The following is a 15,641-nucleotide window of genomic DNA, read 5'->3' on the forward strand; positions in this document are numbered from 1 at the left end:
AGAGAGGCTTTGATTTTTGCTCTTCAACGCAGTATTAGCCGATTAAGAAATGCAGCTGATTGATCGCTGCACTAATTAGATTATGGGTGACAGGAAGACTATCCACGACCATCCCCAAACACAATAGCATCATGTAGGAGATGGAATAAAGAAACAACTCTTTAGCTACAGCGCGATCCTCTGGGTTGTGCAATAAGCGCCAAGATTTGTGGATAAATAATCCTCCCAGACTTACAGCGATCGCAGCATAAAGAATTCCACTTGCGCCCAAGGGATAAACTAATAACACGGTTGCAATTACTGTTAACAGCGTGTAATACCAAATCTGCTTTACAGTTGCCGTAGTACCTTCAATCACAGGTAACATTGGTATCCCAACTTTTGCGTAGTCATCTTTAATCATCAGAGCTAGTGCCCAGAAATGGGGTGGTGTCCATAAAAAGACGATGGCAAAAATCAGCCATGCTGACCAGCTTAATGTCCCTGTGACAGCAGCCCAACCCACTAAAGCCGGAATTGCCCCAGCCGCACCACCAACAACGATATTCTGAGGGGTGTGGCGTTTTAGCCAGTGGGTATAGACCAAAATATAAAAGACGATGCCAGAGAAAGCTAGCAGCGCGGCTAACAGGTTGGCAAATACTGCCAAGAGTGTAAAAGAAATCGTTGCTAGTGCGATCGCAAAAATTAGAGCATCGCGTGGCTGCACCTTACCGGAAGGCATCGGACGATGACGCGTCCGCTCCATGTCATAATCAATATCCCGGTCATAGATACAGTTAATCGTCTGGGCGCTTGCAGCAGCCAAAGTGCCACCAGTGAGAGTTACTAGCAACAGCAATGGGTCTACTTCTCCCTTAGCAGCAATCCACATACTTCCAGCCGTGGTAATCAAAAGCAACGGAATAATCCGAGGTTTGGTTAGCTGGTAATAACTTTGAACTACCTGGAAAAATGTTTCGTGGTGGCGAGAGACATTAGTCTCGATCATTTTGGCTCTGGTTCCTTATTTTTCAACAACTTACAGCAGAACTCAGAATTCAGGAGTCAGAATTCAGAAGTAAAACAGGCTTTATACCTGGCTTTGAGACTTAGCTTGTGTACTTCACTTTCCTTGAAATCCGCTGTATATGCAGCCCCCGCTCAAGCTGGCTCTTTCAGACAAATGAAAACTGATGCTGAGTTAAGAGTAGAGACGCGATTAATCGCGTCTGTACAAGAGTTAGGAATTAGGAGTTCTTTTCCTGCTCCCTCATCTCCTCCACTCCCTACTCAGCACTCAGCACTCGTGACTCAGCACTCAGCACTCGTGACTCAGCACTCACTGAGTCACGTAGTGATAAAACTGTGAAAGCCACCAAAGTACCAAGCAAAGTAGCTCCTATAGCTTGGTGAGAGACTGTGAGAGGCTCGACTTGGAGGTGTAATTTGAAAGTGGCGACTCCCAACAAGATTTGTAAGATTAACAACGCACCAGCCATATTTGCCAGTCGCCGCAAGGCTGGATGTAGTGCTGGTGTCCGCCAACAGATAAATACCATAGCCAAGGTTGCCACTGTTGGCGGCACCAAACCAGCAATATGGCTGTACATCACAGTACAAAGTTGAGAACCGCCGAGGCATTGGTGTAGCGCCCAGCGAGAGCCTACCAAAGCACCTAGCAGACTTTGCAGGTAAACCAGAACAGCGGCAGTTAAACTGACCCAAGGCAGCTTACCAACAGTTCCATTACCCTGATAGGGTGTGAGTGCTGTGCCGATAATCAAAAGGGTGGTAAAAAACAACAGCGCCGTTCCTAAATGGGCGGTAACGATATCAAACCGCAACAATTCGGTAACGGTGAGTCCCCCTAAAATACCTTGGAAGACGATTAAAAATAGGGCGAATGTAGATGCCCAAGGCAGCCAAGAGGGTAAGAAACGACGACGCCACCAGGACAAACCAAAAAGTGCGATCGCGCTTACACCAATTAAAGCTGCATCCAATCTGTGAAACCACTCCAAAAACACTTGGAGATTCATTTGCTTGGCTGGCACGAGTTCGCCATAGCATAAGGGCCAGTCTGGGCAAGCAAGCCCTGCATTCATGACGCGGGTGGCACTGCCTATGGCCATCAAAATTAAGGTGGCTATGCACATTTTCCACACCAAGCGCCGAATCATTTCCTTGGGCTTTTGCTGCTGAAGCGCCGCTTCATTTTGTTGTTGTAGGACAAATTCGCTCATGAACGATACCTTCTGCCCGCTCTTGGTGGATCTCTTAAAATTTTCAATTTTCTTTTAGTGTCCTATCTCCACCCTAGCGTATAGGCTATGGGTTTATAGATTAGCACTCACTTATACTTTGAATCACTCCAGCAAAGTTTTGCCTGAAGCTTTAGGTATTTTTCAAGATGTCAAAAATTGATTAATCACAATTAATTTAAGCATTCTAAATTTTTCCTTAAATTTTTTCACTGATTTGCATCTATTTTTGGCGTTGTATGATAGTAAACTCATACTCAAAATTAGTGAAATAGGCAAAAAAATTAATAAAAATTTCAGACCTTTGTCCCCTATGTCTGACAGCCTAGACTACCTTAGTAAGTGAGTAGCTTCGAGATAACATAGTAAATTCAATTAAGTAAGCCGTGAAGATTCCAAGTTCCATCTGGACATTACTCATTGGCATCGTGCTAACGCTAGCCAGCCTTTGGTACGGTCAAAATCACGGTCTGTTGCCAGCAGCCGCCACTGATGAAGCCGTCTTGGTGGATGGTCTGTTCAACGCGATGATGATCGTTTCTACAGGGATATTTCTGCTCGTTGAAGGTATTTTAATTTACTCTGCATTTAGATATCGTCAGCGTGCAGGTGACAATAAAGACGGCCCACCAGTTGAAGGTAATATACCTCTAGAAATTCTCTGGACAGCGATCCCAGCAATTATCGTTATCGGTATTTCTGTTTACAGCTTTGATGTCTACAACGAAATCGGTGGCTTTGATCCCCATGCTATCCATGAAGCACCGATGAGTCAGGAGTCAATGGCAATGCCTGGAACCGCGATCGCTGCAACTTTAAGCGATACACCTCCTGGCACTGAACCCAACCTCAATCAAGAAAAATCTGATGAGGCAATGCAAGATCCAGCTACGGCAGAAGTCCGCAATGCTGACCAAATTCCCCAACTGCGGAATGCCCCAGGTGTAGGTATTGTTGCTCCGACAATTGGGGGAACTCCTGATAAAGCAGGCAAACCAGCAGAATTACAAGTCAACGTCACTGGTCTACAATATGCCTGGATTTTCACCTATCCTGAAACTGGTATAACTACAGGTGAAATGCACGTCCCCATTGGGCGAGAAGTGGAAATCAGTATGACAGCTAACGATGTCATCCACGCTTTCTGGGTGCCAGAATTCCGCCTAAAACAAGATGCGATCCCCGGTAGGCAAAGCGAGATTCGCTTCACCCCCAAAAAAGCAGGAGATTATGTCCTAATCTGTGCTGAACTTTGCGGCCCCTACCACGGTGCGATGAGAGCGCCAGTAGTTGTTGAGCCACAAGAAGCCTTTGATAAATGGATGCAAGAACAGCTAGTTGCCAGCAAAGAAACGCTAAATCAAGCGATCGCTGTTAATCCTACCGATTTATCCCCAAATGAATTTCTTGCTCCTTACACCAAGGACATGGGAATTAAGCCAGAAATCCTTCATCAAGTTCACCATTAATCAATATGTTCATTAGTCAAAATCCAATGACTAATGACTAACGACTAATGACTAATGACTAACGACTATGACACAAGCTCAGTTGCAAGAAACTGCCAATATCCCCGCCCTTAGTGAGGAACCTGGGATCAGAAAATGGCAAGACTTCTTTGGCTTTCAAACCGACCATAAGGTGATTGGGATTCAATACCTAGTCACTTCGTTTATTTTCTACTGCATTGGCGGCGTAATGGCTGACTTGGTTCGCACAGAACTGCGAACTCCAGAGGTAGATTTTGTTACCCCAGAAGTCTACAACAGTCTGTTTACGCTGCACGCCACGATCATGATTTTCTTGTGGATTGTGCCAACCGGGGCAGGGTTTGCTAACTATCTAATTCCCCTGATGATTGGGGCAAAAGATATGGCATTTCCTCGGCTGAATGCTGTTGCCTTTTGGATGATCCCGCCTGCGGGTATATTGCTGATCGCCAGTTTAGCGGTAGGCGATGCACCGGATGCCGGTTGGACTTCCTACCCTCCCCTGAGTTTGGTAACAGGACAAGTGGGGCAAGGCATTTGGATTATGAGTGTCTTGCTGCTGGGTACATCATCTATTTTGGGGGCGATAAATTTCCTGGTAACATTGATCAAGATGCGTATCCCCAGCATGGACATACACAAAATGCCCTTGTTCTGCTGGGCAATGTTCGCCACTTCGGCGCTAGTTTTGGTATCAACCCCAGTCTTAGCAGCAGGTCTGATTCTGCTTTCCTTTGACTTAATTGCCGGGACAACATTTTTTAACCCAACTGGCGGGGGCGACCCGGTAGTATACCAACACATGTTCTGGTTTTACTCCCACCCAGCGGTTTACATCATGATTTTGCCCTTCTTTGGCGCAATTTCAGAAATTATCCCCATCCATTCTCGCAAGCCGATTTTTGGCTATAAAGCGATCGCTTATTCGTCTCTTGCCATTAGCTTTTTGGGGCTAATTGTTTGGGCGCACCACATGTTTACCAGCGGTATCCCCGGTTGGTTGCGGATGTTCTTTATGATCACCACCATGATCATTGCCGTACCCACAGGAATTAAAATATTTAGCTGGTTAGCAACGATGTGGGGTGGAAAAATCCGCCTTAACAGTGCCATGCTATTTGCCATCGGCTTTGTTGGCACTTTTGTAATCGGTGGGATTAGTGGCGTGATGCTGGCAGCAGTGCCCTTTGATATTCACGTTCACGATACTTATTTTGTGGTTGCCCACCTGCACTACGTCCTATTTGGCGGTAGCGTTCTAGGAATTTTTGCTGGTATTTACCACTGGTTCCCGAAAATGACGGGACGGATGGTAAACGAATTTTGGGGTAAGGTTCACTTTGCCTTGACAATTGTCGGTCTAAACATGACCTTCTTACCCATGCACAAGCTGGGTTTAATGGGCATGAATCGCCGTATTGCCCAATATGACCCCAAATTCACCACACTGAACGAAATCTGCACGTATGGTTCTTACATACTGGCAATTTCGACATTTCCCTTCATCATCAATGCGATTTGGAGTTGGTTGTACGGTGAGAAAGCTGGTAATAATCCTTGGAGGGCACTTACCTTAGAGTGGATGACAACCTCACCACCAGCGATCGAAAATTTTGATCAAACCCCAGTACTGGCTACAGGCCCCTACGACTACGGTTTGGAAAATGCTAATGAAGGTGTACCTTTATCTGATCCCAATCCCGTCTTATCTGGTGGTCCAAACTCAGTATTAAGAGCAGAACCCGATCCAGCCGTTGCTGCCAATCCCGAAGACCGGAAATAGAGTTAGGAGTTATGAATGATGAGTTATGACTTTAATAAAGTTGTTAGTTCAAAATTTTTAACTCCTAACTTTTAACTCCTAACTTTTAACTCCCCATTCCCCATTTATCAAAATTCATGCAAAGTCAAATTATTGACCCAGCTAAAACCGAACTGAATCATCACCACGCGGCGGAAGCATCCGTCGGTCATCATGAAGAACATCCAGACCATCGCCTGTTTGGGCTAATTGTCTTCCTGATTGCTGAAGGGATGATTTTTATGGGACTGTTCGGAGCCTATTTGGCTTTCCGTGCGACCTTACCTGTGTGGCCGCCAGCAGGTACCCCAGAATTAGAACTATTGCTACCTGGAGTTAACACCATCAATCTAATTTCTAGTAGTTTTGTCATGCACAATGCCGATACTGCTATTAAAAAGAACGATACACGGGGTGCGCGAATCTGGTTAGCAATTACCGCTGCAATGGGTGCTATTTTCTTGATGGGTCAAGTATATGAATATACCCATTTAGAATTTGGTTTAACTACCAATTTATTTGCTAGTGCATTTTACGTTTTGACTGGTTTTCACGGATTGCACGTTACCATAGGCGTTTTGGCAATTGTTGCTGTGTTGTGGCGATCGCGCGTTCCGGGTCACTATAGTAACGAAAAGCACTTTGGTATTGAAGCAGCCGAAATCTACTGGCACTTCGTTGACGTGATTTGGATTATTTTGTTCGGATTACTTTATCTACTGTAAGTATTAATTAACTAGTTGTTCAATCCACGCTGACAACTTAATAAGCCCCCTAGTGGGGGCTTTTTTTAATTAACAGAATAAAGATATGAGTCAAAAGATTGTAGAGACATAAGTAGTCAGACAGAATTAATTACACAATGTCATTGCGAATGGAGCGTATCCCTACGGGGAAGCAAGCTACGCGGTAGCGTCTCCAAGAGTTGCGGAAGGAAGCAATTCGCTTGCGGCTGGGATTGCTTCTCTTGGAGACGCTACGCGAACGCAATGACTGTAAATATTTTTGTCCGATTACTTAGTAGTGCTACGTCTCTGCAAGGTTTATATATAATGCATATTTATCCTTTAACTAGAAAAGTTAAATAAAAAATATATCAAAATAAGCGTATAAGACCAGCCCTTTCAAGGTGACTCGTAAAATCTCTGTTTTTCTCTCTGCGCTCTCTGTGCCTCTGCGGTTTAAAAGTAATTTATTTAACCACAGAGACGCAGAGAACACAGAGTTAAGAGATTAAAGAGGAATTTTTTGAGCAAAATTTTTACTCACCTTGAAAGGGCTAGTTCTAGCGTAGACCATTCTCACTATTACTTTTGCTAGATGCAATTGAGTTATTGCAAGTGATAGAAATACAAGTAAAGTAAAAGGTGGGAAAAGTTGGAAAAGTAAGATGTTTTGAAGGAAGTATTGAATAACCAGTTAAGATACTGTAAATTGATATTCTAAGAACTGAGTAAACCAATAAATAAAGAAAATTCGCAAATTTATGCGGATTGAATTTCAGGAAATGCAGTCCTAATATTTTTTCTAGTCGTAAAAGTGGAAACTTGAAGTTATTCGAGAGATTGCAATCATTGCAATTCTCCATTTGGCTTTCTCATTTAAGTAGCTCAACGCGCACTCTCGCCTTGCTAAGGGTAGGTAAGTGTGGATTCTTTTTTAACTATTGGTATCACATATTAATTGTGGTATTTCGTGAAAGCGAATACGCATTCCAGATTTGTCAGAATTATGAGTAGATCGAGATCGTAAAATGTGTGAGTGATTGAAAAGTCACACCTAATTTAACTCAAAAACCATTACTCGATACTTACCTCAAAAACTTACCCGATCTTTTTTAGGCTTTTCGTTGAACTCACATTGATCTGACAACACGATCGCGCTTAGGAATGACTAAAATCTGGTAACAAAATTGTGATGAATACTGTAAGGGTATTTGTGCCTTTAAATTTTTACTGTTCAAAGTTTTGTCAGTAATCAGACTTAACAGTTAAAATAAATAAGTATCCTAACTCCTGAATATTATTTTCTGCCCACAGTTTAAAGACTGTGAACTAGTGTTAAATTTACTTAAGTGATAAAATTACAGAAGTATTTCATAAATTAATCTGGTATTAAAATACCTATAAAGGTATTAAATAAAGCAATTAATCAACTAAGTATCACATTTATCCAAAACATAGGTTGCCCAATGGCTTACTGCCGCAAATACTAGCAAATCTAGCAAATCTAGCAGTTATTTATAACCTCACCCAAGCTCTGAATGGTCAGTAAATTAAGAAGTAGTATACGCCACATGAGCCAGAACCCTCTAGTCAGAAAAACACTCCGAAGTCGCTTTGAAACTGTCAAAGTGATGGGAAGCGGAGAATCTGATAAGACTTACTTAGTAGGGGGTACTATACGTAACAGACACCGATACTCTTTCAACAGAAAAACACTTCGGAATCGCTTTGAGATTATCAAACAGTTAGGAAGTGGAGGTTCTGGTGATACCTACTTGGCCCTTGACTTGGATTTACCAGGACAACCCCATTGTGTCGTCAAACATTTCCACCCAAAAGATTCCAATCCTGCTGTTCTACCCATCGCTAAAAAGCTATTCGATCGGGAAGCGGAAGTTTTATACCAGCTAGGCAACGACCACGACCAAATTCCGAGACTGTTTGCCCATTTTGATGAAGATGGAGATTTTTATTTAGTCCAGGAATTTATTGACGGTCATGCCTTGACTCAAGAAATTACACCAGGTCAGCGTCTTAACGAGAATACAGTTTTAAATTTATTAAAAGACATCCTAGAAGTACTGGCTTTCGTCCACCAACACGATATCATTCACCGAGATATTAAGCCTCAAAACTTAATGCGACGGTACTCAGATCAGAAGATTGTGCTAATTGACTTTGGCAGTATTAAGAAAATTGGTGCTTTGGGAGCAGGCTTAACAATTGCTGTTGGAACTCCTGGCTATATGCCAAGCGAACAGGCTAAGGGAAAGCCAAAACTTTGTAGCGATATCTATGCAGTCGGGATGATTGGCATTCAAGCTTTGACAGGTTTAATGCCTGAACAACTACCAGAAGATCCTAGTACTGGAGAAGTTATCTGGCGCGACAAGGCAGAGGTAAGTGATGCCCTGGCAAATATTTTAGATACAATGGTTCGCGATCGCTACAACCAACGTTATCAGTCTGCCACAGAAGCTTTACAAGCGCTTAATTCGGATGGAGCGTTGTCACAGTCTTTACAATCTGCTGACATCAACCACAAGGCTGATGATAGTTATTTGTTAACTTATAGAAACTTTATTTTACTGCTGGGTATCGGTCTTGGCGCAACCACGAGTTTGATAGTAATAGTTTTAATCTATACATTCATTAATACGGGGACATCGCTTCCAAGCCAACCTACTCCACTAAAGAGTTTTCTAGAAAGATTTGTTGAGTTTCCGTCAGCTAAGACGAATAGTCTACTAGCTAAATCAGCACTTAACAGAAGAATCTGTCAAAGCAATTGCACCATTGCAAAAAACACCAAATAGCAAGTTTAATTTCACTACATTAGAAAAGTTAATCATCTAGCAGCAATCATAAGACTGGCTATTAACTAGCTATTAAAGATTTATTTTTAATTTAAATATTTCAAGATGACTGTAGGATAAATACTTAGATATTCCTGTAAGATAAATACAATAAACAAAATTTAAAAATATGGACAATACAAATCAAAGGAAAGCTTTAATTAACAGCGAAATCGCCCTCTTTCTTAAAGGTTTGATTATTGGTAAAGTTCTAACACTTATGGTTATTGGCGGATTACTTTGGTGGTTATTAAAGCCAACTTTGTTGTCCCGCAACAGTGCTAACTCTTCCTCTAATCAAAATTTCAACCGCGTCTCTAATAATGCATCAACTTTTCAGACAGTTGCTGATGTTCCCCCTGCCTCATTCAACTACGGAGGTAGTACCGCTTGGGCATCTATTCGGCAATTGGTAGATTCTCAGATCCAGAGCGATCGCCCGGAACTACAATTACGTTATGTAAATCCTGTTGATGGTAGTCCTGGTTCTAGCTCCGGTATTCGGATGTTACTTGATGGCAAACTAGACTTTGCTCAATCCTCCCGTCCCCTCACAGATGAAGAACAAGCTACGGCAAAAGAGCGAGGCTTTACCCTTGAGCAACGTCAGGTGGGTATGGATGGGATAGCAGTGGTTGTAAATCCATCACTCAATGTATCGGGTTTAAGTGTTGAACAATTGCAGCAGATTTATTTGGGGAAAATTACTAACTGGAATCAAGTCGGTGGGCCAAATCTACCCATCACAGCTTTTTCTCAACGACCAGAGGACGCAGATACAGTAATATTCCCTAGCAATAGCGACTTAAAGGGGCAAGCATTTGGCTCTAATGTGCAATATGTCTACTCCGCTACAGAAGCAGTGCGCCAACTCAGTAAAACCCCTGGTGGTGTGTATTACGCCTCTGCCCGTTCAGTAGTCTTTCAATGTAGTGTGAAGGCTTTGCCATTGGGTAACACTTCTGGTCAGCTAATTCCCCCTTATCGGGAGCCGATGGTTTCGCCTGAGCAATGTCCACGTCAGCGCAACCAGCTAAATACTCAGGCGATCAAAAATGGCAGCTATCCGATGATTGCTAATTTGTTTGTGATTATTAAGCAGAATAAAGGTCCAGAACAGCAGATTGGAAATGCTTATGCCAATCTTTTATTAACTGACCAAGGGCAAAGAGCAATTGAACAAGCTGGATTCGTTGGCGTTCGCTAGTAGATTTGGAAAACAATTAAGCTTCCTTTCCCACAGCTCCCTGACTTATTTAAGAAGTCGGGGATCTAGGGGAAGCGATCGCTTTTCTATTTATTCACTGCTTGTTCAATATTCATGTATTCATCACTTGAGTTGAAGTTCTCCCTACTTAATGCTGAGTTTTGAGTGAATTAAGAATTACTCAATAATTATTTACTTGCTAGATGCCCGGCCCTTGTGTGCGGTTTTTCAACTCAGCACTCAGCACGGGCTAAACGCCCCGCTACCGCTAACAGCACTCTTCACTCGACAGCATAAGAGGTAAATTGGCGCTTAAAAGGAGAATGGAATCCAATAACAATATCAGAAGGGGGTACACCTAACTCAACCAATCGTTCAGCAACAGACTCTTCCGTACCGTTATACTGTATCCATATTTTCCCATCTTGAATATCAAAATGCATGACCGGGCCAAACACCCGCTTATCTCCTTGCCAGCCAACGTAAGCTAGTTGATAATGGTCGTTTTCGTTGTCTAAAATTAATTGTGATTTGACAGTATCGGTATTAGACGTGATTTGTTGATGTTCGCTCAGAATTTGTTTGATAAATTGTCGATAGCGTTCTATTTTATCCATAGCCGAATTTCCTCACGTTTTGGATCGTAAATTATCAACTTAACTTGGTAACGATCAAGGGTGCGTTGGACAAAAGAAAGTTGGAAAAAGTCTTGATATGTTTCGATAGGAACAGCTAAATAAAGCACTCTGTCTGCTTCTTTTTCTTCAATAGCTTGGGAGTAATTGAGATATTGTCCGAGTGCAGTATGAAATTCACTGATATCTGAATCTGCAATAAAACTCTTAATTTCAACAGCTATTTTCTCTGCATTCCGTTCTGCGGCAATGGCATTTTCAGCGGCTAAGTCTATTTGTAGTTTAATCGCTTCACTAACACGAATTGTAAAAGGGTCGTGAGTAATTATCCACCCATCTTTGATTAATGCTTTTTTTACCTGTAGATGGAAAACATCTTTAGCCATTTTGCTATCTCTAGATTAGAGTCTCAAAATGAAAATATTCTATTTTTATGATATTTTAGCGTTTAGCTTAACCCAAAATTAGATTTTTGCTCTATGCAGTGCGTTCTCCAAAGGGGTTGTCGTTCGCGCAGCGTGTCGTAGACAAGACATCGCACTCTCCATTATTCTGCATTGCTGCGGCAAGTTTTTCTAGATTTTGACGAATAGAGACAGTACGGTGATGATTTACACCCCAGACTTGCTCACAAATATCTAAAGCTTGCAAATAAAGCGGTTGTGCTTCATCGTAACGTCCAGTTGCACGATAAATTTCTGCCAGATTATTGAGACTTTCGGCAACATTGGGATGATTTTCTCCCAATAAGTGCCTATCAAGCTCTAAGGCTTTTATACATAAGGGTTCTGCTTCATTGTAACGTCCTTGTTCTCTGTACATATAACCAAGAGCATAGATAGTATCTGCTAATAGCGGATGCGCTTTTTGTAATACACGCTGCTTGAGTTCTAATGATTGCAAAAACAAAGATTCCGCTTCGCTGTAGCGTCCTTGAGCGCGGTATATTAAACCTAAATTGTGCAAATCTGTTGCAACATCGGGGTTCTCTTCTCCTAAAAATTGCTTATCTAGTTCTATTGCTTGTTGCGACAACGGTTCAGCTTCACTGTAGCGTCCTTGATGATAATAAAGTAGCGCTAAATTATTTAGTATGAGAGCGAAAGAAAGATGATTTTCGCCAACCAGACGTTTTTCGAGTTCTAATGATTGCAAATACAGAGGTTCTGCTTCGTCATAACGTCCTTGTTCATCATATAGTAATGCCAAATTGTTGAGACTGACAGCAACATCGGCATGGTGTTCTCCCCACAGACGTTTCCTCAGTTCTAAAGCTTGTTGATATAGAAGTTCTGCTTTACTATATTTTCCAGTAGATTTATAAAGTCCTGCCAAATTATTCAGGCTAGTAGCAAAAGCCGGATGGTTCTCTCCTAACAGGCGTTTCCTCAATTCTAAAGCTTGTTTATATAAGGGTTCGGCTTCAGTGTAGTTTCCGATTGCACGATATATTCCTGCTAAATTGTTGAGGCTATTAGCTAAGTCTATCTGCAAACCTAATTCATTTTGTAGCTCACTCGCCTGACGCCAATATTTAATTGCTAATTCCTGTTCTTCTTGATAATTTTGAGATTCACCGCGATCTAATCTGCTGTGGTAAATATCGCCTAATCTTGAGTATAACGTAGCCAAGCTAGGATCTTTTGTTCCCTGTTCTTGTTCTACTTTCTCGATTAACCTTTGTAAATCTTGAATGGGTAAGAAAAAGCGATTAGTTTCATTAGTATCTGTGCTAGCTAATTCTGTGTCTCTAAAAACAAAGCGGATATTTTCTAATTCTTTACCAGGAATAGCATTTGTTTTTTTAGATTCAAACCGAAATACACCATTGCGCCAACTCCAAAAATCAGGGGCTTTTTTAATCAGGTTGACTAAAATTTGGTTAGTTACCCAAAGCACGATCGCAAATGGAAATTCTCGCAATCCTTCCCTTGTCCACTGTAAGTAACCAAAAAACTTTTCCTGTTCTGATTGCTCATTTCCCAACCGGAGAAAATACAATTGTTCAGCACCCGTGACAGTTATCACCGCCAGGTTCTGCTGACGGAGATATTCTTCTTGTTGTACTAGTTGGTTAAGAGCAGCTTTGAGGCTTGGTTCTTGACGTGCTAAAGTTACTCGATATGCACGGAAGGCGGGTTGTAGTTCAGCTTCATATTGAGCAATAATCTGATCGCGAAAGCTAGCATCATCGCAAACTGCAATCAGTAAATTTAATCCCCGCTTTTGAGCTTCAATAGAAACAATTAAATCATCATACGCATCTTGATTTTCTCCTTCATCATCTAATAAATCTTCATTTAACATTAATCGCTCCCTGTCTTCTCAAGCTTTCGATAATAATTGGATGAACATCATACCAAGTCTCATCAGTGCGATATTCTAAAACATACAGCCCATGTAACAAATCTAAAAACTCTGCTTGTTTGGGATCGTTGGGCATAAATTGTTCATAAACGCTCTGCAAAATATCGATATCAATTTTTCCTAAGCGTATGGAAAAATCATTGCGAATTTTATTGATTGCTTGCAGAAGAATTTTATCATCTATAATAACTTTGCCTGAAGGATTTCGTCGAATTGTTCGCAAACATATACGGCAACATTCCTTAGAAATTCGAATTAACTCTCGCAATACGCCACCACTGTAAATTACGATTTTTTCAGCTGTTTCTGCTGCGATTAATTCATTAGGAATCCGTTTTTGCAAAACTTCACCGAGAATCTTTGTTGCTTCCGGGCGAGGTTGGGCATTAGAGAAACGATTTTTACCTTTATCAAATATTTTTAAGACAGGCATTGCCACAACTTGATCGTTGGTTTCAGTGGCAATTATTGTGCTAATAAATGTTTCTCGAAGGACTGCGATGGGGATGGTGTAGATAATTTGAAAGTTAGGCTGACAAAGGGCTTTAATGTTATCTCGATAAATTTCGTTAACTCTACCTAAGTCAAGCTTATCTAAATCATCAATAATTACCAAAACATTTTGTTTAGTAGCAGCTTGAATTAGAGCAGCAATTTCATTAATTCTGGCAACTAAATCTGATAACTTGCGTTCAAACTCTTGCTTAATTTCATCCCGAACGCTGGCATCAGCTTTTAATTTAGAACTAATCAATTTTAGGAGGTCAAAACCGATACTAACTTCTGCTTGCAAATTTGATTCCTCAGTGCGAGTGCGGGTAGCAAACCACTTATAAAGAGCTTCTTTAGTAGATTGCGGAATATCAACTTTGCGGGCTTCTGCCTCTGTCATTAAATTAACTGCGATCGCAAACAGGATATTAATATGATTAACAGCCGACATTTCAATTTTGTCAGCAATAGAAAAGAGAACTACAAAATATTTATCTTGAATTTGTCGGCTAAATTCAGCTAACAAAGTAGACTTACCACATCCCCGATGTCCTGTAAAGACAATTTTGCCATCTCCATTAGGACTATCTTCCACTAATTGGTTCAGGTCTGCAATTAAATCATCACCATATTCGACTCTAAATCTTTCCATTTCGTTCCGTTCCATCAAGGGGAACAGTTCGAGATTGCTGTATGCTTCTTGAAAGGAGTTTAATAAGTCTTCAGACATTGGATAGTGCCGTAAACGTGCTAACTATTCATATAATGGCTCATGATTTTTGAAGCACAAGTTCAGGCAATGTATAGGATAAAGTATGCCTACATAACTTCTCAAATTCCGTTAATAAATAACTACTAGGTGAGTGGTATGTTATGTCTTAAAAAGAGATACCCTAATACCCAGATTTCAACCTATCAATAAGTAACAGAGGTCAATAATCAATCAGACTGAATGATAGATGATACATTCGATAATTTAAACTGAATGATAGATTATACAGATAACATCCTGAAAGCTACCTAACACATAAATAAAATAAAATTTTCAGTTATAAAAATAAATTTTTAGTGTGCTTCGTCTCATCCCCCTCTAGCAATGCTCCAGTTTTGCTCGTCAAGGGTGTAATTAGGATGTCTTGAGAAACATGTGGCACACTTACAACAATAGCAGGTATAACTTTTGAACTGGACAAATCTGAAAAGGGATACTGAACCAATTTTATGCTTCGATTGTTTATGAGGAGCGATGTCTACGACGGGCTACGTCTACGCCTTGCAGAAAATCTCAAAAACAAAGCGTAGACTCGTAGCGGCTTGTCGTTAGACATTTCTCTAGCCACCTTTGCCGTTAGTTGTAGTTTGGGTGGGTTGAGTGACGGGAACCGTTACAACTGTAAGAACTTGTGAAATAGATTTTTTACTCGTACTCCGCTTTCGGCTAGAGCCACCTGCCTTTGAATACTCCATGCTGTTTTTGCCGTAGACAGTTGCGACTGCACTAAGCATCCTCTCAGATAGTTCCGAGAGGCCTTTGTCCATCTGATTCATCGTCTTACGAGATTCCTCAAGATTAGACAGAAGGGTATTATGGGCTTCTAGCGTGGCACGGGTATTATCAATGAAGCGGGTATAAGCTTCAATTGTTAATCCATGCCCTAAATCCAGGTTCAGGGTAACTGAAAGTTTAATCTTTCAAAACCCTCCATTTGCATGAAGGGTTTTAGCATCAGGTCACGGGAATCACTTTACACAATTCTTGGAACAGTAGGTTATACCAATTCAAAAAATGTTTGCGACAGATAGAGCATTCAAAATGAAATCATAGC

The 15,641-nt window shown here is 41.3% G+C and carries 12 protein-coding genes; 5 read left to right on the top strand and 7 right to left on the bottom strand.

Features of this window, described 5'->3' with window-relative positions:
- Positions 1 to 34: 34 nt before the first annotated feature.
- Complete coding sequence (locus tag HWQ43_RS26695) at positions 35 to 991, bottom strand: heme o synthase (RefSeq protein ID WP_292739274.1); 957 nt, start codon at positions 989 to 991, stop codon at positions 35 to 37.
- Between the two features lie 277 nt (positions 992 to 1,268).
- Complete coding sequence (locus HWQ43_RS26700) at positions 1,269 to 2,225, bottom strand: heme A synthase (RefSeq protein WP_292739276.1); 957 nt, start codon at positions 2,223 to 2,225, stop codon at positions 1,269 to 1,271.
- Positions 2,226 to 2,629: 404 nt separating this feature from the next.
- On the opposite strand from HWQ43_RS26700, the gene HWQ43_RS26705 reads away from it, so the two are divergent.
- The 5 genes from HWQ43_RS26705 to HWQ43_RS26725 all read left to right on the top strand — a co-directional run bounded on the left by HWQ43_RS26705 (position 2,630) and on the right by HWQ43_RS26725 (position 10,321).
- Complete coding sequence (locus tag HWQ43_RS26705; RefSeq protein WP_292739277.1) at positions 2,630 to 3,712, top strand: cytochrome c oxidase subunit II; 1,083 nt, start codon at positions 2,630 to 2,632, stop codon at positions 3,710 to 3,712.
- A 67-nt stretch (positions 3,713 to 3,779) separates the two neighbouring features.
- Positions 3,780 to 5,516: a cytochrome c oxidase subunit I gene (gene ctaD, locus HWQ43_RS26710; protein ID WP_292739279.1), complete on the top strand. Its 1,737-nt coding sequence runs from the start codon at positions 3,780 to 3,782 to the stop codon at positions 5,514 to 5,516.
- Between the two features lie 116 nt (positions 5,517 to 5,632).
- Positions 5,633 to 6,259 carry a heme-copper oxidase subunit III gene (locus HWQ43_RS26715; protein WP_292739281.1) on the top strand — a complete coding sequence of 209 codons (627 nt, stop codon included), beginning with the start codon at positions 5,633 to 5,635 and terminating at the stop codon, positions 6,257 to 6,259.
- Between the two features lie 1,571 nt (positions 6,260 to 7,830).
- Positions 7,831 to 9,075, top strand: coding sequence for a serine/threonine-protein kinase (locus HWQ43_RS26720; protein ID WP_292739283.1), 1,245 nt, complete (start codon positions 7,831 to 7,833; stop codon positions 9,073 to 9,075).
- 169 nt (positions 9,076 to 9,244) lie between these two features.
- Complete coding sequence (locus tag HWQ43_RS26725; protein ID WP_292739285.1) at positions 9,245 to 10,321, top strand: substrate-binding domain-containing protein; 1,077 nt, start codon at positions 9,245 to 9,247, stop codon at positions 10,319 to 10,321.
- A 281-nt stretch (positions 10,322 to 10,602) separates the two neighbouring features.
- On the opposite strand, the gene HWQ43_RS26730 is transcribed toward HWQ43_RS26725, so the two are convergent.
- The 5 genes from HWQ43_RS26730 to HWQ43_RS26750 form a co-directional block, all read right to left on the bottom strand.
- Positions 10,603 to 10,938: a XisI protein gene (locus HWQ43_RS26730; RefSeq protein ID WP_292739286.1), complete on the bottom strand. Its 336-nt coding sequence runs from the start codon at positions 10,936 to 10,938 to the stop codon at positions 10,603 to 10,605.
- Complete coding sequence (locus tag HWQ43_RS26735) at positions 10,926 to 11,342, bottom strand: XisH family protein (RefSeq protein ID WP_292739288.1); 417 nt, start codon at positions 11,340 to 11,342, stop codon at positions 10,926 to 10,928. The genes HWQ43_RS26730 and HWQ43_RS26735 overlap by 13 nt, the downstream gene beginning before the upstream one ends.
- Positions 11,343 to 11,433: 91 nt before the next feature.
- On the bottom strand, positions 11,434 to 13,263 hold the full coding sequence (locus HWQ43_RS26740) for a tetratricopeptide repeat protein (RefSeq protein ID WP_292739290.1): 1,830 nt from the start codon (positions 13,261 to 13,263) through the stop codon (positions 11,434 to 11,436).
- Complete coding sequence (locus HWQ43_RS26745; RefSeq protein ID WP_292739292.1) at positions 13,253 to 14,545, bottom strand: ATP-binding protein; 1,293 nt, start codon at positions 14,543 to 14,545, stop codon at positions 13,253 to 13,255. Before HWQ43_RS26745 ends, HWQ43_RS26740 begins: the two co-directional genes overlap by 11 nt.
- Positions 14,546 to 15,147: 602 nt before the next feature.
- Positions 15,148 to 15,354, bottom strand: a complete 207-nt coding sequence (locus HWQ43_RS26750; protein WP_292739294.1) for a hypothetical protein — start codon at positions 15,352 to 15,354, stop codon at positions 15,148 to 15,150.
- Positions 15,355 to 15,641: the final 287 nt, after the last annotated feature.

The organism is Nostoc sp. JL31, from assembly GCF_017114965.1.
GTDB classification, from domain to species: domain Bacteria; phylum Cyanobacteriota; class Cyanobacteriia; order Cyanobacteriales; family Nostocaceae; genus Nostoc; species Nostoc punctiforme_A.